General features: G+C 66.5%; 19 protein-coding genes and 1 riboswitch. Of the genes, 13 read left to right on the forward strand and 6 right to left on the reverse strand.

What is annotated here, in order from left to right; all coding sequences use genetic code 11:
• The first annotated feature begins 200 nt into the window (after positions 1 to 200).
• The 4 genes from ampD to JYP50_RS02330 all read left to right on the forward strand — a co-directional run bounded on the left by ampD (position 201) and on the right by JYP50_RS02330 (position 4,752).
• Positions 201 to 770: a 1,6-anhydro-N-acetylmuramyl-L-alanine amidase AmpD gene (ampD, locus tag JYP50_RS02315; protein WP_206558828.1), complete on the forward strand. Its 570-nt coding sequence runs from the start codon at positions 201 to 203 to the stop codon at positions 768 to 770.
• The gene (locus tag JYP50_RS02320; protein ID WP_206558829.1) at positions 767 to 1,597 is read left to right on the forward strand and encodes a hypothetical protein; all 831 of its coding nucleotides are present in this window, start codon (positions 767 to 769) and stop codon (positions 1,595 to 1,597) included. The genes ampD and JYP50_RS02320 overlap by 4 nt, the downstream gene beginning before the upstream one ends.
• Positions 1,598 to 1,744: 147 nt before the next feature.
• Positions 1,745 to 3,307, forward strand: coding sequence for a sigma 54-interacting transcriptional regulator (locus JYP50_RS02325; RefSeq protein ID WP_206558830.1), 1,563 nt, complete (start codon positions 1,745 to 1,747; stop codon positions 3,305 to 3,307).
• Complete coding sequence (locus JYP50_RS02330) at positions 3,304 to 4,752, forward strand: protein kinase domain-containing protein (RefSeq protein WP_206558831.1); 1,449 nt, start codon at positions 3,304 to 3,306, stop codon at positions 4,750 to 4,752. Before JYP50_RS02325 ends, JYP50_RS02330 begins: the two co-directional genes overlap by 4 nt.
• Positions 4,753 to 4,789: 37 nt before the next feature.
• Here JYP50_RS02330 and JYP50_RS02335 read toward each other — a convergent pair whose 3' ends face one another.
• A complete protein-coding gene (locus JYP50_RS02335) occupies positions 4,790 to 5,431 on the reverse strand; it encodes a lysoplasmalogenase (protein WP_206558832.1) in 642 nt (213 codons plus the stop codon).
• Positions 5,424 to 6,329, reverse strand: coding sequence for a 2-dehydropantoate 2-reductase (locus JYP50_RS02340; RefSeq protein ID WP_206558833.1), 906 nt, complete (start codon positions 6,327 to 6,329; stop codon positions 5,424 to 5,426). The genes JYP50_RS02335 and JYP50_RS02340 overlap by 8 nt, the downstream gene beginning before the upstream one ends.
• A 98-nt stretch (positions 6,330 to 6,427) precedes the next feature.
• On the opposite strand from JYP50_RS02340, the gene JYP50_RS02345 reads away from it, so the two are divergent.
• A complete protein-coding gene (locus JYP50_RS02345; RefSeq protein WP_206558834.1) occupies positions 6,428 to 6,910 on the forward strand; it encodes a YajQ family cyclic di-GMP-binding protein in 483 nt (160 codons plus the stop codon).
• On the opposite strand, the gene JYP50_RS02350 is transcribed toward JYP50_RS02345, so the two are convergent.
• The 4 genes from JYP50_RS02350 to JYP50_RS02365 are packed head-to-tail and all read right to left on the reverse strand — an operon-like array spanning position 6,891 to position 10,778.
• Positions 6,891 to 7,787 carry a choline/ethanolamine kinase family protein gene (locus JYP50_RS02350; protein WP_206558835.1) on the reverse strand — a complete coding sequence of 299 codons (897 nt, stop codon included), beginning with the start codon at positions 7,785 to 7,787 and terminating at the stop codon, positions 6,891 to 6,893. The two genes, JYP50_RS02345 and JYP50_RS02350, sit on opposite strands and share 20 nt — an antisense overlap.
• The gene (gene pnuC / locus JYP50_RS02355) at positions 7,754 to 8,365 is read right to left on the reverse strand and encodes a nicotinamide riboside transporter PnuC (protein WP_206558836.1); all 612 of its coding nucleotides are present in this window, start codon (positions 8,363 to 8,365) and stop codon (positions 7,754 to 7,756) included. The genes JYP50_RS02350 and pnuC overlap by 34 nt, the downstream gene beginning before the upstream one ends.
• Positions 8,365 to 8,616: a YkoF family thiamine/hydroxymethylpyrimidine-binding protein gene (locus tag JYP50_RS02360; protein WP_206558837.1), complete on the reverse strand. Its 252-nt coding sequence runs from the start codon at positions 8,614 to 8,616 to the stop codon at positions 8,365 to 8,367. Before JYP50_RS02360 ends, pnuC begins: the two co-directional genes overlap by 1 nt.
• A gap of 32 nt (positions 8,617 to 8,648) precedes the next feature.
• Positions 8,649 to 10,778: a TonB-dependent receptor gene (locus JYP50_RS02365; RefSeq protein WP_241262694.1), complete on the reverse strand. Its 2,130-nt coding sequence runs from the start codon at positions 10,776 to 10,778 to the stop codon at positions 8,649 to 8,651.
• 148 nt (positions 10,779 to 10,926) lie between these two features.
• Positions 10,927 to 11,079: riboswitch (TPP riboswitch) on the reverse strand.
• A gap of 73 nt (positions 11,080 to 11,152) precedes the next feature.
• On the opposite strand from JYP50_RS02365, the gene JYP50_RS02370 reads away from it, so the two are divergent.
• The 8 genes from JYP50_RS02370 to cysC all read left to right on the forward strand — a co-directional run bounded on the left by JYP50_RS02370 (position 11,153) and on the right by cysC (position 18,063).
• Positions 11,153 to 12,301 (forward strand): GGDEF domain-containing protein, encoded by a 1,149-nt coding sequence (locus JYP50_RS02370; protein WP_206558838.1) that lies wholly within the window; start codon positions 11,153 to 11,155, stop codon positions 12,299 to 12,301.
• Between the two features lie 35 nt (positions 12,302 to 12,336).
• Positions 12,337 to 12,984, forward strand: a complete 648-nt coding sequence (gene can, locus JYP50_RS02375; protein ID WP_206558839.1) for a carbonate dehydratase — start codon at positions 12,337 to 12,339, stop codon at positions 12,982 to 12,984.
• A 78-nt stretch (positions 12,985 to 13,062) separates the two neighbouring features.
• Positions 13,063 to 13,989 (forward strand): NAD-dependent epimerase/dehydratase family protein, encoded by a 927-nt coding sequence (locus JYP50_RS02380; protein ID WP_206558840.1) that lies wholly within the window; start codon positions 13,063 to 13,065, stop codon positions 13,987 to 13,989.
• Positions 13,986 to 14,690, forward strand: a complete 705-nt coding sequence (trmH, locus tag JYP50_RS02385; protein ID WP_206558841.1) for a tRNA (guanosine(18)-2'-O)-methyltransferase TrmH — start codon at positions 13,986 to 13,988, stop codon at positions 14,688 to 14,690. The genes JYP50_RS02380 and trmH overlap by 4 nt, the downstream gene beginning before the upstream one ends.
• A gap of 29 nt (positions 14,691 to 14,719) precedes the next feature.
• Positions 14,720 to 14,896 (forward strand): hypothetical protein, encoded by a 177-nt coding sequence (locus JYP50_RS02390; RefSeq protein ID WP_206558842.1) that lies wholly within the window; start codon positions 14,720 to 14,722, stop codon positions 14,894 to 14,896.
• A 103-nt stretch (positions 14,897 to 14,999) separates the two neighbouring features.
• On the forward strand, positions 15,000 to 16,139 hold the full coding sequence (locus tag JYP50_RS02395; RefSeq protein WP_206558843.1) for a DUF1214 domain-containing protein: 1,140 nt from the start codon (positions 15,000 to 15,002) through the stop codon (positions 16,137 to 16,139).
• A 45-nt stretch (positions 16,140 to 16,184) separates the two neighbouring features.
• A complete protein-coding gene (locus JYP50_RS02400) occupies positions 16,185 to 17,372 on the forward strand; it encodes a sulfotransferase family protein (protein WP_206558844.1) in 1,188 nt (395 codons plus the stop codon).
• A gap of 73 nt (positions 17,373 to 17,445) precedes the next feature.
• Positions 17,446 to 18,063 (forward strand): adenylyl-sulfate kinase, encoded by a 618-nt coding sequence (cysC, locus tag JYP50_RS02405; protein ID WP_206558845.1) that lies wholly within the window; start codon positions 17,446 to 17,448, stop codon positions 18,061 to 18,063.
• Positions 18,064 to 18,098: the final 35 nt, after the last annotated feature.

The following is an 18,098-nucleotide window of genomic DNA, read 5'->3' on the forward strand; positions in this document are numbered from 1 at the left end:
GCGGCTGCTCTTGTGGGCGGGAAGCGGATTCTAGCAGCTCGGCGGGGGCCCGTCAGTCCCGCACCGCCGCCGTTGAGTGCGGTGGACCGCCTCCGCTATGATGCCCATTCAGGGTGACAACCAATCACGTGGGTGCTTGCTGTCGCCGACGGTCACTGCCCCGGGCTGTTTTTGGCAGCCTGCCACTATCGCGGGTGAGCATGATCTACAGCGTCGAACAAGGCTGGCTATCCGGTGCCCGGCGGGTACCGTCGCCGAATTACGGGCCCCGCCCGCCTGGGGTCGAGCCGGACCTGCTGGTGATCCACAATATTTCCCTGCCGCCGGGGGAGTACGGTTCCGACTGTGTCGAGCGCCTGTTTACCAACTGCCTGGACTGGGATGCCCATCCCTATTTTCGCGGTATTCGCGGCCTGGAGGTATCCTCGCACCTGTTGATCCGCCGCTGTGGCGAGGTGGTGCAGTTTGTCAGCCTGGACGACCGCGCCTGGCACGCCGGCCTCTCCTGTTACCGGGGGCGCGAGAATTGTAACGATTTCAGCATCGGTATCGAGCTCGAGGGCACCGACGAGGAACCCTATGCCGACGCCCAGTACGCCACCTTGGTGGCGGTGACGCGCGGCCTGCTGGCGGCCTGTCCGGCCCTGGAGGCGGGCCGGATCGCGGGTCACAGCGACATCGCGCCGGGGCGCAAGACCGACCCGGGCCCGGCCTTCGACTGGGGGCGCTACCGGGCCGCCCTGGCAGTGGATAATGGAGAATGTCCATGACCTTCCTGGCAATGATTCTCGGCCTGCTCCTGCTGCAATTCTGGGGAGCCGATAACCCGGTGCAGCGGGACCGGTGGTTTTATCGCCTGCGCGAGCGACTCGCGCAATACCTTCAGTCTCCGCTGTGGCTGACCGTTGTCGCGTTGCTGGTTCCCGCGCTGTTGCTGCACTGGGCACTCGAGATCGTGCGCCCGTTGCTGTTCGGGCTGGCCTGGATTGCCGCCGCCGGGTTGGTGCTGCTGTACAGCTTTGGGCGCGGGGACTTCCACGGCATGATCGACCGCTATCGCGCGTATTGCCTGGAACGGGACGCGGAGGCCGCCTGGCTGTATATCACCGGCCGCCTGGGCGGCGATGCCGCGGCCGCCGCCCCGGACACCGCGGAAACGTTCCATTCAATGGCGCGTGAATCCTTGCTCTACGAGGGTTTCCAGCGCTGGTTCCCGGTGCTGTTTTATTTTTTGCTGGCGGGTCCGGTTGGCGCCCTGGTTTATCGTCTCGCGCAGCTGGGGGCGGCGGAGTCCGGCGACGAGGCCGATAGCGTTCTGGTACAGGTACTCGACTGGCTGCCCTCCCGCCTGTTGGCGCTGTCGTTCGCAGTGACCGGTGATTTCGTGCGCAGCCGCGCGGCACTGGGCGAGGGCTTGTTCAGCGGCGAGAAAGCCTCCGCGGTCCTTGGCCGGGTGGCCGGGGCGGCGGTCCCGGAGCTGGGGGGCGATGTGTCGGGGCCGGATGCCGAGCGGGCGGTAGCGGAAATGAAGGACCTGCTGTCGCGCAGCGCGGTGCTCTGGGTACTGGTGATTGCCCTGGCCGAATTGCTGTTCTAGCACGCTGTCGGGATGCCTTTTGAAGCTCTGTTTAGCGACCACGGGTCAGGGCGCGAATGGCCGCGGGGCCTTGGGTTGTGGCACCTGCCGCTGGCCTTGCTACACTCAGTTTAGGAAGAGACTACACGGGGGGCGCGAAACCGCTCCATGAATTTCCAGGATCGCAAGGAGGCGACGGCGCCGTCATTGGTCGCCAACCTCGCCGCGGATTACGCCGGCCGGGTGGTTGGTCTCACCATTCTGTTCCACCCCGACACACGCCGCATCGGTCACTACTGCGAATGGCCTTTGACCGGCAGGGCAGTGACCGAGTCCATCGGGCGCTACCACCCTTTGTTCGAGTCCAACAGGCATGAATCCGCCAGTGAGTCGCTGGCCGAGCCGCATATTTCCCGCGAAGCCCTGTCATTTGAGTACCGCGATCACCGGGTTGTTCTCGAAAAGATACCTGGCGCCTGCCCCTGCGCGGTGCAAGGGCGTGAATTGTCGGGGCGATTGCAGCTGGAGCCGACGCAGCTTGATCGCGGCGTCACCCTGCAACTGGGCCACGCCGTGGTACTGTACCTGCGCATCGGCCCCCCGCGCGGCGCCATTGCCGACGGGCCGGAAGCGGACTTTGGCCTGCTCGGCGGCAGCGCCGCGATGGCCCGGCTGCGACAGCAGGTGGCCCGGGCCGGCGCCACCGACCTCGACGTGCTGGTGCTGGGGGAGACGGGGGTAGGCAAGGAGTTGACCGCGGCCGGCATACACCGGGCCAGCGCTCGCGCCGGCGCGCCCCTGGTCACTATCAATATGGCGGCCGTGCCCACCCAGCTGGCGCCGGCGCTGCTGTTCGGCAGTGCGAGGGGCGCCTATACCGGCGCGGCCAGGGCGACACCCGGTTATTTCCAGCAGGCGGCCGGCGGTACCCTGTTTCTCGATGAAGTCGGCGCGACCCCGGCGGAGATCCAGCCGCAAATGTTGCGCGCCCTGCAGCAGCGTGAAATCCAGGTGGTGGGTGGTGCGCTGGAGGCGGTCGACGTGCGTATCGTGGCCGCCACCGACGCCGAGTTGTCGGGCGATGGCTGCGACTTCAATGCCGCGCTGCGGCACCGTCTCGGCAGTATCGAAATACAGGTGCCCGCGCTGCGCGAGCATGCCGAGGATGTGGGCGAGCTGCTGTTGCACTTTATAACCGGCGAGGCTGCATCCATGGGCTGTGCCCATCTGCTCCCGGGGGTGGGTAGGGACGAGCTGCTCATCGCGCAATGGGCCGAGGTGTTCCAGTTGTTCGCGCGTTACGCCTGGCCCGGCAATATTCGCGAGCTCGGCAATGCCGCGCGACAGGTGTTGGTGGCGAGCGAATATGGCCTGTGTGTTCCCGCCAATCTGCTGGCTCGCCTTAACCAAGCGGAGAGCGGCGAGGGCGCGTCGCGGGAACCGTCACGGCGCCCCGCGACGGCGGTGGACCTCGAAACATTCCGGGCCGCCTATATCGACAGCGGCTGCGAGGTGGCCGCCACCGCGAGGGTCCTGGGGATGTCGCGGCCCGCCGTATACCGGCGCCTTGACGAGATGCCGGATCTTAGGCTGGCCGCGGATGTGCCCCGGGCCGAGGTCGAGGCCGCTCTGAAGACCGCGGGCGGCGATGTACGCCGCGCCGCCCGTGAGCTGGTGGTTTCCTACCAGGGACTGAAGGCCCGCCTGCGTCTGGCTGGAGGCGAGGAGTGAGTGCGCGCATCGGCCGCTACCGCATCCTGCGGCTTATTCGCCAGGGCGGCCAGGGCAGCGTCTACCTGGGATACGATGGCCAGCTGCGGCGCCGGGTGGCGGTCAAACTCTATCGCTTGCCAGGGGAGCGCCGGGTTCGCCGCGAGGTGTTGGCAGAGGCCCGTACCATTGCCGCTATCGACAGTCCGCGAGTGGTCAAGGTCTATGACGTGATCAGCGCGGGTCAGCATCTGGCCCTGGTCATGGCCTATGTGCCCGGTTGTGACCTGGAGGAGCTGCTGCAGCAGGCGCCGCTGCCGCTGCTGGCCATTCTCAACCTTGGCATCGATATCGGCGCGGCCCTGGCGGCGGTGCGCCAGCGCCGCCTGGTGCACGGGGACCTCAAGGCCAGCAACGTTCTGGTGGCGGAGGATGGCCACGCACTGCTCACTGATTTTGGCATCGCCCGTGCCCCGGGTAGCCGGATGGCCGCGGGAAGCGCCGCGGCCGTGTCGCCGGAGCAGCTCAGGGGGGAGCCCCTGGATGTGCGTTCCGACCTTTTCGCCCTCGGTTGCCTGTTGTACCGGATGATCGCGGGCCGGCACCCCTTCCTGGACGGGGAGGAACTGGACGCGCGGCGGCTGCTGGAGGGAGCGCCCTCGGCCTTGCCGGATAAGCTGGCGGACGGCACGCCGGTGCCCGGGCAACTGCGGGACCTGGTTGATCGCCTGCTGCAGAAAAAACCGGGGGATCGTCCGGACAACACCCACCGGGTACGTCAGATCCTGCGTGAATTGGCCCGCCAGCAACCCCAGGCCATGGCACGGCACCCCCTGGCGGGCGTGCGATCGGCGCTGCGCCGCGAGTCTGAGGACGATGTGCCGCCGGCCATTCCCCGGGCGCTGGGGCGCCAGGGGCGCTCGCAGCTCGCCGATTGGCGGGGTTTCTCCGAGCTCTCGTTGCGGGACGCACTGGTCCTGCTGCGGCGGCCCCGCGTGCGACTTGCGGTTCTCGGCGCCGCTTTGATCGCGGCGCTGGCGGTCTATCTGCTGTCGCCGGTGCCGCAGCGGGTTGCGCTGGAGGGGCCGAGATTGGCGTTCGACCAGCCACTGAACCTGCCCGAAGGTGTTTCGCTGGACTGGTTGAGCGAGCGTGTCTGTACCGCCGCGGCGGGTGAAAATCGCCACCTGCGTTTTTACCAGGCACCCAAAGCCTGCCCCCAAGGCAGCGCGGGCATCGCCGACAACCGGCCCCTGCCGCCCGCCGACGAGCGGCTGGGCATGGTGCTGCGCTGTGCCGGCGAGGTCTGTCTGTTTGGCCTCACCCGCGCCCGCGGCGAGGCAAGGCTCTACCGGCAGGCAGTACTACTGGCCGGCATGCCCCTGTCCCAGTGGTCGGCGGTGGTGTCCGACCTTTCCCGGCATGTCTACCGGCAGGACTTGGACGGCGGTGCGCACCGAGAGTGACCGCCGGAGGGCGCCATGCCACCCGCGGGCCGCGATCTCAGACCGCCGCCACCGACGCCGCCAGCAACATCTGCGAGCCGAAATACAGCGGCGTGCCCCACAGCCCGTTGCGCGGTTCGGGGTGCACAAACTGTTGCCGGGCCACCGCCAGGTCGGACAGGGCGAAACCGAAGGCGCCGGGGATGATCCACCACGCCGCGGGGTGACCCGCGCTCAGGCAGGCGCAGAGCAACATGGCGGAGATGATCAGGATGTACAGCGCCACCGGAAACTGCATGTGTCTCGCCACGTGCGGCGCCAGCCAGCGGCCGGTGCCGGCCAGTAGCGCCAGCACCGGCAGGGCGCCGGCGGCCAGGGCCGCGTAATTGTCGCCGAGTTGGGCGAAGGCCACGCCGTAGGCCAGGTGGCCGCACAGGAAGGCCGCCAGCCCGGCGATAAAGCTCCCTTCCCGGTCCGGCATCAGCAGCAGGTCGCCAAGCGCGCAGCAGCACAGCCCCAGCAGCACCCAGCGGCCGTATGCCGACTGGCCCGCGTCGAGCTGCCAGGCGAGCCACAGGAAGGCCAGCGCCGCCAGGGGCTTGAACAGGTAGCGGCCGGGGCGCCAGCGGCGGTAGTCGCTGGCGACCAGGGCGCTGACCGCCAGTGCGGAAAGCAGGGTCGGCAGGGTAAATTCAGGCATCGGCGGAGGGCTCCTGGGCGGTTATTTTGTCCATCAGTTCGCGATTGCGCGGGGCGTCGAGGCCGTGGGCCGTGGCGGTGGCCAGCAGGTGGCCGGTGATGTAATCGATCTCGGTGCGGCGGCCGGCGCGGACATCCTGCAGCATGGAGGACTGATTGTCGGCGGTGCCCGCGATCACCGCGAACACCGCCGCTTCCAGGTCCGTCACCGCGGACGCCTGTCCGGCGGCAATGCCAATGCGCTCGATTTCCGCGCACAGCGCGCGGACCTGCGCCGCCAGGCCGGGGTCCGCGCCCAGTTGGCCATTGGCGCAGCCGTGCAGGGCTGTCAGCGGGTTGATTGCGCAGTTGATGGCGAGTTTGCGCCACAGGGCCTGCTCGATCGCCATGTCCCAGTGGCAGTCGGGAACCGCCGCCCGCCAGTTGGCGAACCACGCCGGCGCGCCAGCGCCTCCCGGCAGGCCAATGCGGGTTGCCCCGCGCCCCGCGTGGCGTACCCGCCAGCGCGCCTCCCGGTACGCGCCCTCGGTGGTGGTGCCCAGGGTGGGTGCGAGGCCCGGGACCCGCGCGCGGACTTCGCGCTCGAAGCCGATACCGTTGGCCATCAGCAGCACCACGGTGTCCGGGCGCAGGCGGTGCGCCACGGAAGCCACCGCCGGGGCGACATCGTAGGCCTTGGTGGTGACCAGCAGGTGGCTGATGGGGCCGTCCGAGCCGGCTGTCTCCCAGGGCAGCTGGTAGCGATGGCCGCCGCCGAGTCCGTCCACTACCAGGGTAATATCCCCCGGTTCGGCTGGCTGGCGGGGGAGCAGGGTGAGGGGAATCCGTTGCCGGGCCAGGTAGCTCGCGAACAGGCAGCCCATGGCCCCGGTACCGAGGATGTGCCAGTGTGCCGGCAAGATCAGCTCGCGGCGCCGTATCGATCGGGGGGGATTGTAAATGGCCGGCGGCGCATTACCATGGGCTCCTCGTTCAGCAGCGGTCGGGGTATCGCACTATGCCATCATTCGACGTGGTATCGGAAGTGGATTTGCACCAGCTCACCAACGCGGTGGACCAGGCGCAGCGGGTGGTTGCCAACCGCTTTGATTTCAAGGGCGTGGACGCGTCCTTCGAGCGCGAGGAGCGCACGGTGGTGATCAGGGCCGAGGCGGAGTTCCAGGTCACGCAGATGGAGGACATATTGCGCGGCGCCCTGATCAAGTGCGAGATCGATCCCGCGGCCATGGACTGCGGCGAGCCCACCGCATCCGGCAAGCAGGTGCGTGAAACCGTGACCCTGCGCCATGGCCTGGACAGCGACCAGTGCAGGACCCTGGTGAAGAAAATCAAGGAGGCCAAGCTGAAGGTGCAGGCCCAGGTCCAGGGCGACCAGGTGCGGGTGACAGGCAAGAAGCGCGACGACCTGCAACAGGTGATCGCGCTACTGCGCGAGGCGGAATTCGAGCAGCCGCTGCAATTCACCAATTTCCGCGATTGACCAATTCCCTCGCCGCGCTGTCCAGCGCCGCCAGCCGGTGCGGCCAGTCGGTGGCCTGGGGTGAAACGCTGGCGAACCACAGCAGCTCCAGATAGCGGTACAGCAGGCCGAAATGGGCCAGATAGAGGTAGTCGATTTCTCCCGGAGGCCGCTGCAGATAGGCTTCCAGCAGGGCCGCGGTGTCGTCGTCGTCCAGGTCGTCGCCGCTGCACACCACCGCCAGGTCGAACCAGCGGCTGCCCATCGCGCAGTACTCCCAGTCCAGTGACCACAGGTGCCCGCCGCTGTACAGCCGGTTGGCGGCGAGCAGGTCGTTGTGGCACAGCACCTGGCGGTCGGTGCCGTCACGCAGCCATTGAAGTACCCGGTTGATCGGCCCCTCGAAGGGTGAAAGCTCCGCCAGGTGGCGCGGCGCCACCTGCTCGCAGCGGCGCTGGTAATGGGCGATGCGCTCGCCGAGGTCCAGCCGGAAATGCACCCCGGGCAGGGCGTGAATGCCGCGCAGGAGGTGGGCGGTGTCCGCGGGGCATTGTCGTTGCCGCGCATCGGGGGGCAGGTAGGCGCACACCAGGACGCCCAGGTCGGGATTGAAGTAGCAGGGCCGCGGCGCCAGGCGCTGTCCGTGGGCTCGCTTCAGGGCGCGCCATTCGGCCTGGCGACTGATGCCGTGATGGTCTGTGTCGACCCCGTCCAGGCGCACCACGAAGGCGCGCCCGTCGGGCGCCGTCACCTGCACGCTGTGATTGCTGTGCCCGGGCCCGAGTACGGCGGTGATGGCCGGTTTGCCGGACAGCGCGACACCGCAGTCCCAGTGCGACCACTGGCCCAGGGCCTGTTCCAGCCTCAGCTGGTGGCGCTGCGGTAGTGTTGCAACCATTGCCAGAATCCGGCCACCACGATGACCAGGTACACCGCGAACAACAGGGAAAACAGGTACAGCTCGCGGTCGATATACAGGTAGATGGACGCGCCGTCGATCACCAGCCAGTACAGCCAGTTCTCCAGCACCTTGCGCGCCACCATCCAGGTGGTGAGGATCGCGCCCCAGGTGGTGAACGAGTCCAGGTAGGGCATGGCGGCGTCGGTGTAACGCGCCAGCAGGGCGCCGCTGAGCGCCGATGCCGCCAGCACGGCGCCAATGGCGACGCCGTGCTGGCCCGGAGTCCAGCGCGAGATGGGCCGCTGGCCCGCCTCGTCGCCGGCGCCGTCGGCGTGTTGCCACTGCCACCAGCCGTAGACCGCCATGGCCAGGTAATACACCTGCAGGGCGGACTCCATCACCAGCCCCACCTGCCAGAACAGGTAGAGCGAGATGGCGGTGCCGGTGAACGCCGCGTACCAGCACCACAGGCTCTCCCGCACCGCCAGCAACAGGTAGGCGATACCCAGCGCCACGGCGATCAGTTCCCACACCGACATGGCCGCCAGGGCGGCGGCCAGGGTTTCCAGCGTCATCAGCGGATGTCCAGCTCTCCGGGGATGAATTTACACACCAGGATCTGTTTGCCGTGGCGCTCGTGGCTGGCCTTGAGTTCCTGGCGCACGATGGCGAACACCCGGTCGAAGTCGCCGCACACCTGGGTGCTCATGGCGTTGGTCACGATTTTCAGGTCGCCGTGCTGGTGCAGCGCGTCGATGAAATCGCGAATGACCGGGATGTACTCCTCCTGCAGCGGGTACAGGCTGAATTCTGCGGTGAGTTGCATGCTGCCTCCTTGTGGGCTAGCTAAGTGTTGGCTCAGAACGAATAGCGCGCGCTGACCCCAAAGGTCCGCGGGTCGCCGTACTGGTAATAGGGCTCGGTCACCCAGCCCTTGCGCGGGTCGTTGCCGAAGCTGCCGAAGCCGCGCACGTAGTAGTCCTCGTCGGTCAGGTTGCGACCCCACAGGGCCACCTCCCAGCGATCGCTAGCATACCCCACGCGCATGTGTAGCAGGTCGAAGGCGGGGGCCTTGAGGTCGTGGCGGTCGGAGAAGTAGAACGCGTCCTTGCCCTCCAGGTCGAGGCGGGCGTAGAAATTGCCGCCAAAACTGTAGCGGCCGCCCACGGCGTACTGGTAGCCCGGCGCGTGGGCCTGGTCGCGGCCGGAGAGGTCGCGATCGGAAAGGTCGTCGCCGGTGGCGGGTATGATGTAGTCCTCGAACTCGGTCTCCAGTAAACCCAGGTGGGCGTAGAGGCTGAGGGCCTCGGTGGCCAGCCAGTCCAGCTCCAGCTCCAGGCCGTAGTTGTTGCCGCCCGCGGCGTTGTTGGTGTGGTCGATGAAATCGGTGCTGTTGTTGTCGCGCGGAATTACCAGGGAACCCTTCACCTGCTGGTCCTCGCGGTCCATGTAGAACAGCGCCAGGCGCGCGCGCAGGCGGTTGTCGAGCAAGCTGCCCTTGAAGCCGGCCTCGTAATTGAGCAGGGACTCCTCGTCGTAGGTTTGCACCGAGCGCAGCTGGTCGAGCACCGCGGGGTCGTCGTAGGCCGCCATGCTGGAGAGGATGCCGGCGTTGACACCGTTGGCGCGGTAGCCCCGGGAGACGCCGGCGTAGAGCATCTGCTCGTCCGTCAGCTGGTATTCCAGGGTGAGGCGCCCGCCCCACAGGTCCTTGTCCGGGTCGCTGGCCACGGCGTTGCTGTCGCTGTAGTCGGTCTGGCGCTGTTCCAGGCGCAGGCCGCTCAGCAGGGTCAGCCGATCCGTCAGGCGGGTATCCAGTTGCCCGAACACCGCCAGGGTATCGGTGTCGTAGCGGCTGTGGAAGTCACTGGCGAGGTAGGTGTACTGGCGCTCCAGGTCCTCCCGGTTGCCGAGGTAGTACAGTCCCGCGACCCAGTCGCCGCGGCCGCCGAACAGCCGCGATTGCTCGGTGGACAGCAGGCGCAACTCGGCGCTGTAGCTGTCGCGATCGCGCAGGAAGCGGTCGAAGGAGGAGTACTCGCCCTGGTCCGGCGCGTAGCCGACGTAGGTCCAGTCCTCGTCGTAGCTGTACTCGCTGTCGGAGGTGGCCCAGGTCAGCGCGCTTTCCAGGTCCACCGCGCCCAGCGCGGTGCGCCAGTCCAGGGCCAGGGCGCTGGATTCCTGGCGGTCGCGGCCCGGCTGGTCGGAGAGGGTGTGGCGGGTGTTGTTCAGGGAGAAGGCGTCGTAGCCGTTGTCGACATCGGCGTAGAAGGCGGTCAGGTCGAGGCTGCTGTTGTCGCCCGCCAGCCAGCGCAGCTTGCCGCGCACGCTGGTCTCGTCCCGGGCCTCGACGTCGTCCCGGTCCAGGTAGTCGTTCTCGGTGAAGCCGTCACTGCGGTACTCGTGCACGGCGATGCGGTAGAGCAAGGTGTCCTTCACCAGCGGCCCGGTGCCGACCACGCCGAGGTTCCACATGTCGTAGTTGCCGGCCCCGGCCTGCACCGACAGCCCCGGTTCGTTCTCGGGCGCCGCGGTGCGCACGTTGATCAGGCCGGCCAGGGCGTTGGCGCCGTGCAGGGTGCCCTGGGGGCCGCGCAGCACTTCCACCTGCTCCACGTCGAACAGCGTGCCCACGCTGCCCAGGCCGCTGAAATCCACGCCATCGATAACAAAACCGATGGAGGGGTTGATCGGTTCCTGGAACTGGCTGCGCTCGCCGATGCCGCGCACCTGGTAGAAACGGGCGCGGGCGGTGCCGCCGGCGTAGTTGACGTTGGGGGCGAGGTTCAGCACCTCCTCCAGGTGCTGGGCGGCCCGCTGCTGGATGTCGGCCTGTGTCACCACGCTGGTGCTCGCCGGTTGTTCCAGCAGGTTTACCGGGCGGAATTCCGCGGTCACCAGGATTTCCTCGAGTTCGGCCGCCTGGGCGCCCGCGGTGACCGCGAGGCCGAGTAGCGCGCCGGGGACTAGTCTGGACTGTCTCATCATTGGTTCTCCTCATAGCACAACGAAAGAGAACCGGTTGGAATAGCGGAACGGATCAGGAGGGTCGCATCGCGCCGTGATGGGCGCCATGGGCATCGGGGCCAGCGGCATTGATTAACTTGCCGCGCAGGGTGGACCGCCGGGCCCGGGCTTGCGACCGAGGCACCTATCCCTACGCCGGTTCTAACCGGATCAGGTTCAAAGGGTTCACCGAAGTGGTATCTCAGGCCTGGCCGCGGTATCGCTGCGGAATCGACATGTCGACAGCTGCGCCACGGCGGCAGGGCCACCCCCAGGTTTGCAACGTCATTATAGGCCGCTTACACTTTGCTGCCAATAACAAGAGCCGGCATGCCGGCGCACATTGGGACGATGTAATGGCACACCCCCCCATAGAAGATACCCGGGACGTCGACTTCGAGGAAATAGAAGCCGCGCCGCCCCCGGAGACGCTCGCCGAGCTGCACGAGCGCCACCAGCGGGAAACCCTTACCCTCAACCGCTACCTCTACAACCAGTCGCTGCAGATGGAGCATATGTTGCTGAGTGCTCCGGACTTGCAGGGGCTACTGGAGATTCTGCTGGTCAACCTGCCGCGCCACTTTGGTTTCAGCGCCGCCGAGCTGTGGCTGCACGATCCCGAGCAGGTGCTTTGCGGATTGTTGCCCGGCGGTGATCGCTACGGCCAATACCTGCAGTTGCACCCGGACGTGTTTGTAATGCAGGACCTGTACGACCTGGAACCGGATGTCGCCCTTGTCGACGCCGCCGACAGGCGTATGTTCGAAGTGCTCAAGGCCGATGACAGAATCGACCAGGCGCTGTTGTTGCCGCTGCTGGACAATGGCCGCATGATGGGCAGCCTGCACTGCGGTATCTGCGATTCCCACTTTGCCGTGGGAGAGGCCGAGGAAGCGCATATCGCCCACCTGGCTTCCGTTATTTCCCTGTGCTTCAAGAATGCGGTGAGCCGCCAGCAGGTATCCCGGCTGACGATGATTGACCCGCTGACACAGATCAGCAACCTGCGCGGTTTCGAGAAGGATATCGCCCGGGAAATCGCCCGTTCCCGTCGCGCCAACCAGCCCATTTCGGTGTTGATGCTGGAGATCGACGAGTACGACGACCTCTACCGGCATTACGGCGACATCACCGGTCAGTTCCTGGTGAAAAAGATCTCCGAACGGATCTCTTCCGATTTGCGCAAGTCCGATTACCTGGCCCGACTCAACGGCGCGCGCCTGGCGATCCTGGTGCCCGGTAGCAGCGAGGTGATGGCGGGGGATATCGCCGAGCGAATCCGCGCCGACATCGAGGATTTTGCGGTGGACGACAGTCGGGGAGCCAATCTCCAGGTCACCCTGAGTGTCGGCTATGTGTGTTGGGAGCCGCAGCGCTTTCCCGCCGTCGATATGGTGCAGCTGGCGCGGCAGATCGAGAGCGCCGCCGACAAGGCGCTGGCTGCCGCCAGGGATCAGGGGGGCAATCGCGTCGCGCTGAATCGCCTGACCACGCTGATGGTGTAAACTGGGGTTCCCTTTTCGCTTAGGAGTCCCATGCAGTGAGCGATATCGACGAGCTTTTTGCCAACAACCGGGCCTGGGCCGAGCGTATCAAGACCAGCGACCCCCAGTTCTTCGAGAAACTGGCCAACCAGCAAAGCCCTGAATACCTGTGGATTGGCTGCTCCGACAGCCGGGTTCCCGCCAACCAGATCGTCGACCTGTTGCCCGGCGAGGTCTTCGTGCACCGCAATGTGGCCAATATCGTGGTGCACACCGACTTCAACTGTTTGAGCGTACTGCAGTTCGCGGTGGATGTACTCAAGGTCAAGCACGTGCTGGTGGTGGGCCACTATGGCTGCGGCGGTGTGCGCGCCGCCTTCGAAAACCAGGACAACGGGCTGATCGACAACTGGCTGCGCAATATCAAGGATGTACAGCACAGCCATCAGCAGCGCCTCGACGACCTTCAGGATGACGATGCGCGTGTCGACCTGCTGTGTGAACTGAATGTGGCGCAACAGGTGGCCAACGTGTGCCACACCACCATTGTGCAAAACGCCTGGGCCCGGGGCCAGCAATTGGCGGTGCACGGCTGGGTGTACAGTCTGAAGGACGGCCTGGTGCGCGACCTCAAGTGCTCGGTGGCCTCGGCGGACCGCATCTCCGCGGCCTACCGGGTCATGTCGGGGGAGGCGGACAGCTAGGGTCTGGTACTTATGGGTGATTGCCGCGCCGGCCGGGCATTCTACACTGCGTTTTCAGCCTGACTCTGGAGTACTACCATGGCATTTGATCCCGTCGATCTCAACGGCAAGAAAATCCTGATTACCGGCCCCACGGGGCAGGTGGCGCAACCGGTGGTCGCGGCCTGGTCCGGCATCGCCGATGTCTACGCCCTGGCGCGTTTTTCCAAGCCCGAGGACCGCGAGCAGGTGGAGTCCCTGGGAGCTACCTGCCTGCAGGCCGACCTGGCGCAGCCCGGCAGTCTCGAGGGCCTGCCGGACGATTTCGACTACGTACTCAACTTCGCCGTGGTCAAGAGCGGTGACTTTGACTACGACCTGGCCGCCAACGGCGAGGGGGTGGGCCGCTTGATGCTGCACTGTCGCAAGGCCTCGGCCTTCCTGCACCTGTCCTCCACCGCGGTCTATGAATACGCGGGGCACCAGCCGCTGGCCGAGAACGCCCCGCTGGGGGACAACCACCGGGTCATGTTTCCCACCTACAGCATCAGCAAAATCGCCGCCGAGACCGTGTGCCGCTTTACCGCCCACCAGTTCGGCATTCCCGCCACCATCGCCCGGCTCAGCGTGCCCTACGGCAATAACGGCGGCTGGCCCTGGTACCATCTGCTGATGATGGAGCAGGGCGTGCCCATCGATGTCCATCCCGAGGGGCCCAACGTCTACCACCTGCTGCATGTGGATGATTACCTCGAAAAGCTGCCGCGCCTGTTGGCGGCGGCGAGCACCGATGTCACCACCGTGAATTTCGGCGGTTCGCAGCCGGCCAGCATCGAACAGTGGTGCGCCTACCTCACCGAATTGACCGGCCTGGAGCCGGTGTTCCAGGAAAACCCCAAGGCCTTCGGCAGCCTCAGTATCGACACCACCCGCATGCATGAGCTGATTGGCCCCACCGGGGTGGATTGGCGCGATGGCGTGCGGCGCATGGTGGAGACCCTGTCCCCGCAGTTGCTGAAAACGTGACTCCCGAGCGCAGCGCCCGTTTGCGGGCGGTGCTGGCGCGCCGCCAGCCCGACCTCGCCCTGGTGACCGATTTCGTCAACAAGCAGCGCAACCTCTCGGCCATTGTGCGCAATTGCGACGCGGCCGGGGTGATGCAGCTGCACGCGGTGCTCGGCGAGGAGGATTATCGCGCCTACCGCGGTACCGCCATGGGTTCGCACCGCTGGGTGGAGGTGGTGCGCCACGACTCGGCCGGTGACGCCATCGCCGATCTCCAGTCCCGCGGCCACCAGGTGCTCGCGGCGCACCTGGGGGAGGGCGCGCGCGACTACCGCGAGATCGACTACTGCCGGCCCACGGCGGTGTTGATGGGCGCGGAGCGTCGCGGAGTGAGCGAGACGGCCCGCGCGGCGGTGGACGGTTTTATCACCGTGCCGATGATGGGGATGGTGGAGTCCTACAACGTCTCCGTCGCCTCGGGAATCATCCTCGCGGAGGCCCAGCGCCAGCGGGCCGAGGCCGGCCTTTACGATCGCTGTCGCATCGATGCCGCGACCTACCAGCGCCTGCTGTTCGAGTGGGCCCATCCCGTGGTGCGCGAATTCTGCCAGCAGCGCGGCCTGGCCTACCCGCCACTGGATGCGGACGGCGAGATCGTCGAGCCCTCGGCGTGGTACGCTGCGGTGCGGGCCGGCACCGCGCCGCGTTGCGAGCACGGTTGACCCGGGCCATCGGTTCACCGGAGGGCGTCATGAACAACCTGTTTTTACTGTTGCTGCTGATTTTCGGGGGGGTGGCCCTGATGGTGGTGCTGGGCGAGCGCTTCGCCAAGCCCGCCGACCCGGAACGCATGGCCCAGTTGCGCCGCTGGTTGATCCCCCTGGTGGGGCTGATGCTGGTGCTGTCGCTGGTGGATTATTACCTGTAGTTGTACCGGCCGCCGGCGCGTTGCCCAATACCACCCGTAAGGGTGATGATCCCCCGGGCGGGCGCTGCCACACTTTCCTCCCATCAGTGGAGGACCCTATAAGATGACGGATACCAAGCCCGAAGCCAGGCTGTTAAACGGCGAGCTGTGGAATGAATTCTGTGACGCCCTGAAGGCGGCCGGTGCCCAGGTGCTGGCGGCGGGGGTGCCCGACGACCCGCTGACCCGGGCCGAGGGCTACCGCTACCTCACGCGCCTGCTGCGCCTGGGCCTGGAGAAGCAGATCGAGTTCAGCGACCCCCAGCACCCCCAGTTTTACTCCCTGTCCCACGAAACTGCCAAGATCGGCAACGACAATCCGGACAACTTCTACCAGAATTGCGCCGTCGACGGCCGCCACGAGTACCGCATTCGCGGCAACCGCGGCACCGTGGACTACCTCAGCATCGAGACCAAGGCCGGCTCCTTCGCCGGGCAGGGTGACATGGCGCCCACCGGCCATGTGGAACTGGCCGACCTGGCGGTGGACGCCAACGGCGACTTCGAGCTGGTGGTGTCGGCCCGGGAGCATCCGGGCAACTGGCTGCCGATGACCGAGGCCAGCGACAACCTGCTGGTGCGCCAGACCTTCCGCGACCGCGCCACCGAGAAGAAGGCCGAGTTGAGCATCGAGTGCCTGGACCCCGCCACCGATCCGGTGCTGGACCCCGCTACTTTTGCCGCCCAGCTGGAGGCCGTGGTGCCCTTTGTCAGCGGCACCGCGGGCCTGTTTCACCAGTGGATGCAGCACTTTGCCGGCCATATCAACCAATTGCCCCCCAACGACCAGTCCATGTGCCTGCGGGCCGGGGGCGATCCGGCGATCCACTACCACAACAGTTACTGGCAACTGGAGCCAGACCAGGCCCTGGTGGTGGAGTTCACCCCGCCCCGGGAGTGCCGCACCTGGAACCTGCAGCTGTCCAACTACTGGATGGAATCCCTGGACTACCGCTACCACCGGGTGTGCGTGAACAGGCACAACGCCGTGCTCCAGGCGGACGGCAGCGTGCGCATCGTGATTGCCGACGCGGCGTTTGCCGACGCGGCGTTTGCCGACGCGGCGCCGGAGCGCGACTGGCCCAATTGGCTGGACACCGCGGGCCACCGCAGCGGCGCCATGCTGCTGCGTTACGTGGAGGCGCGGGATAAACCGCCGGTATCCACCCGCGTGGTGCCGCTGGCGGCGTTGCGCGCGGACTGATCACTTAACCCTTACGGCCACAATGGCCGTCACAACGAGAGCACCATGACAGATCAACACCTATTTGAACCCGAGGCGGTCATCGCCGCCGCCAGGGCCGTGGACGGCCTGGAGGATTTCGGCGACGACAGTCATCTCGAGCCCCTGCGCCGCCTGCTGTGGTCCCTGGAACACGAGGCGGACCTCAACGCCTTTGGTCGCGAGGCCATGCGCCAGCGGGTGGTGGATATCCTGGCCACCCGCCTGCGGGTCCAGGCCTGGTTGACCCGCTATCCGGAAATCCGTGACGAGGTGATCGAGGCGCCGCTGGTGATTGTGGGCCTGCCGCGCACCGGTACCACCATGCTGCACCGCACCATCGCCGCCGATCACCGCATGTTCGCGCCCCTGTGGTACGAGACCCGCTTCCCCTGCCCGGACCTGGACTGGGATTTCACCGCCGAGGGTGATCGCCGCATCCGCGACGCCAAGGCCGAGATGCAGGCCATGGTCGACGCCAATCCGGAACTGCTGTCGATCCATCCCATGGACGCCCTGGGGCCGGACGAAGACATCATGCTGCTGGAGCAGTCCTTTTACAGTTTCAATATTCAGGCTTTCGTCAACGTTCCCAGCTACGACGCCTGGATCGAGGCCCAGGACCACACTCCGGGCTACGAGTACTTCAAGCTGCTGCTGCAGTTCCTGCAGTGGCAGAAGAAGCGCAGCGGACAGCAGGGGGAGCGCTGGGCGCTGAAAGCGCCCCACCACCTGCACTACATGGATCTGGTGTTCAAGGTATTTCCCGACGCCAAGGTGGTACAATCCCACCGCGACCCGGTGGAGACCGTCCCCTCCCTCGCCAGCTTGATCGCCGGGGTGTGGGTTATCTACTCGGATTCCGCCGATCCCAGGGTGGTGGGCGAGCAGTGGGCGCGCAAATTCGCCAACGGCATGCGCCACACCATGGCGGTGCGCGAGCGCATGGGCGGCAATGACGAGGGCGCAAACGCCTTTCTCGATTTGTGGTTCAAGGATACGGTCAGCCAGCCGCTGCGGGAGATCGAAAAGGTCTACGATTTCCTGGGCATGGCGCTGACCGAAGAGGCGCGGGCGGAAATGGCCCGGTGGCAGGACTTCAACCGCCGGGAGCTGCGCCCGCCCCACGAATACACCCTGGAGCAGTTCGGCTTCACCGAAGAGGGGCTGAAAGCGCAGTTCCGGGAGTACCGGGCGGCATTTATCGAGCACTAGCCCGCGATCGCCGGCGCGGCGCGGTTCCGGCGAGCTGGATAGCGGATTCACTACCTGATAGAGATCGAGGATTATGGCAGAACAGAAAGCGACGAACGTGCACTGGCACGAGGGCGATATCACCCGCGAGCACCGGGCCAAACTGCTGGGCCACAAGGGCGCCACCCTGTGGTTCACCGGGCTGTCCGGCAGCGGCAAGAGCACCGTGGCGGTGGAGCTGGAGGGGCGCCTCAACGAGATGGGCGTACTGGCCTATCGCCTGGACGGCGACAACGTGCGCATGGGCATCAACAAGAACCTGGGCTTCTCCGCCGAGGACCGCACCGAGAACATCCGCCGCATCGGCGAGGTGGCCAAGCTGTTCGTGGACGCCGGCGCCATCGCCCTGTCCAGTTTCATCAGCCCCTACGCGGCGGACCGCGACCAGGTGCGCAAGCTGCACGAAGACGCCGGCATGGACTTCATCGAGGTCTTCGTCGACTGCGCCCTGGAGGCCGCCGAGGCCCGCGACCCCAAGGGCCTGTACAAGAAGGCTCGCGCCGGCGAGATCAAGAATTTCACTGGCATCGACGACCCCTACGAGGCCCCCGCGAGCCCCGAGGTGCACCTGCACTCCGACCGCCAGAGCCTGGACGAAGAGGTGGAGCAGATCCTGGCGGTACTGCGCGAGCGCGGGATCATCCCGGCCTGAGTCCATCGCCGGGTCGCATCGCACCTGAATACATT

It is taken from the genome of Parahaliea mediterranea, from assembly GCF_017255185.1.
Taxonomy (GTDB): Bacteria; Pseudomonadota; Gammaproteobacteria; order Pseudomonadales; family Halieaceae; genus JAFKCZ01.

What these genes read in the sequence shown, in the direction of transcription:
- ampD (WP_206558828.1), top strand. Translation starts at nt 201, where the DNA reads ATGATCTACAGCGTCGAACAAGGCTGGCTATCCGGTGCCCGGCGGGTA.
- pnuC (WP_206558836.1), bottom strand. Translation starts at nt 8,365, where the DNA reads ATGACGCTGGAAACCCTGGCCGCCGCCCTGGCGGCCATGTCGGTGTGG.
- JYP50_RS02320 (WP_206558829.1), top strand. Translation starts at nt 767, where the DNA reads ATGACCTTCCTGGCAATGATTCTCGGCCTGCTCCTGCTGCAATTCTGG.
- JYP50_RS02325 (WP_206558830.1), top strand. Translation starts at nt 1,745, where the DNA reads ATGAATTTCCAGGATCGCAAGGAGGCGACGGCGCCGTCATTGGTCGCC.
- JYP50_RS02365 (WP_241262694.1), bottom strand. Translation starts at nt 10,778, where the DNA reads ATGATGAGACAGTCCAGACTAGTCCCCGGCGCGCTACTCGGCCTCGCG.
- JYP50_RS02370 (WP_206558838.1), top strand. Translation starts at nt 11,153, where the DNA reads ATGGCACACCCCCCCATAGAAGATACCCGGGACGTCGACTTCGAGGAA.
- cysC (WP_206558845.1), top strand. Translation starts at nt 17,446, where the DNA reads ATGGCAGAACAGAAAGCGACGAACGTGCACTGGCACGAGGGCGATATC.
- JYP50_RS02345 (WP_206558834.1), top strand. Translation starts at nt 6,428, where the DNA reads ATGCCATCATTCGACGTGGTATCGGAAGTGGATTTGCACCAGCTCACC.
- JYP50_RS02400 (WP_206558844.1), top strand. Translation starts at nt 16,185, where the DNA reads ATGACAGATCAACACCTATTTGAACCCGAGGCGGTCATCGCCGCCGCC.
- JYP50_RS02350 (WP_206558835.1), bottom strand. Translation starts at nt 7,787, where the DNA reads ATGGTTGCAACACTACCGCAGCGCCACCAGCTGAGGCTGGAACAGGCC.
- JYP50_RS02335 (WP_206558832.1), bottom strand. Translation starts at nt 5,431, where the DNA reads ATGCCTGAATTTACCCTGCCGACCCTGCTTTCCGCACTGGCGGTCAGC.
- JYP50_RS02395 (WP_206558843.1), top strand. Translation starts at nt 15,000, where the DNA reads ATGACGGATACCAAGCCCGAAGCCAGGCTGTTAAACGGCGAGCTGTGG.
- JYP50_RS02360 (WP_206558837.1), bottom strand. Translation starts at nt 8,616, where the DNA reads ATGCAACTCACCGCAGAATTCAGCCTGTACCCGCTGCAGGAGGAGTAC.
- JYP50_RS02390 (WP_206558842.1), top strand. Translation starts at nt 14,720, where the DNA reads ATGAACAACCTGTTTTTACTGTTGCTGCTGATTTTCGGGGGGGTGGCC.
- JYP50_RS02380 (WP_206558840.1), top strand. Translation starts at nt 13,063, where the DNA reads ATGGCATTTGATCCCGTCGATCTCAACGGCAAGAAAATCCTGATTACC.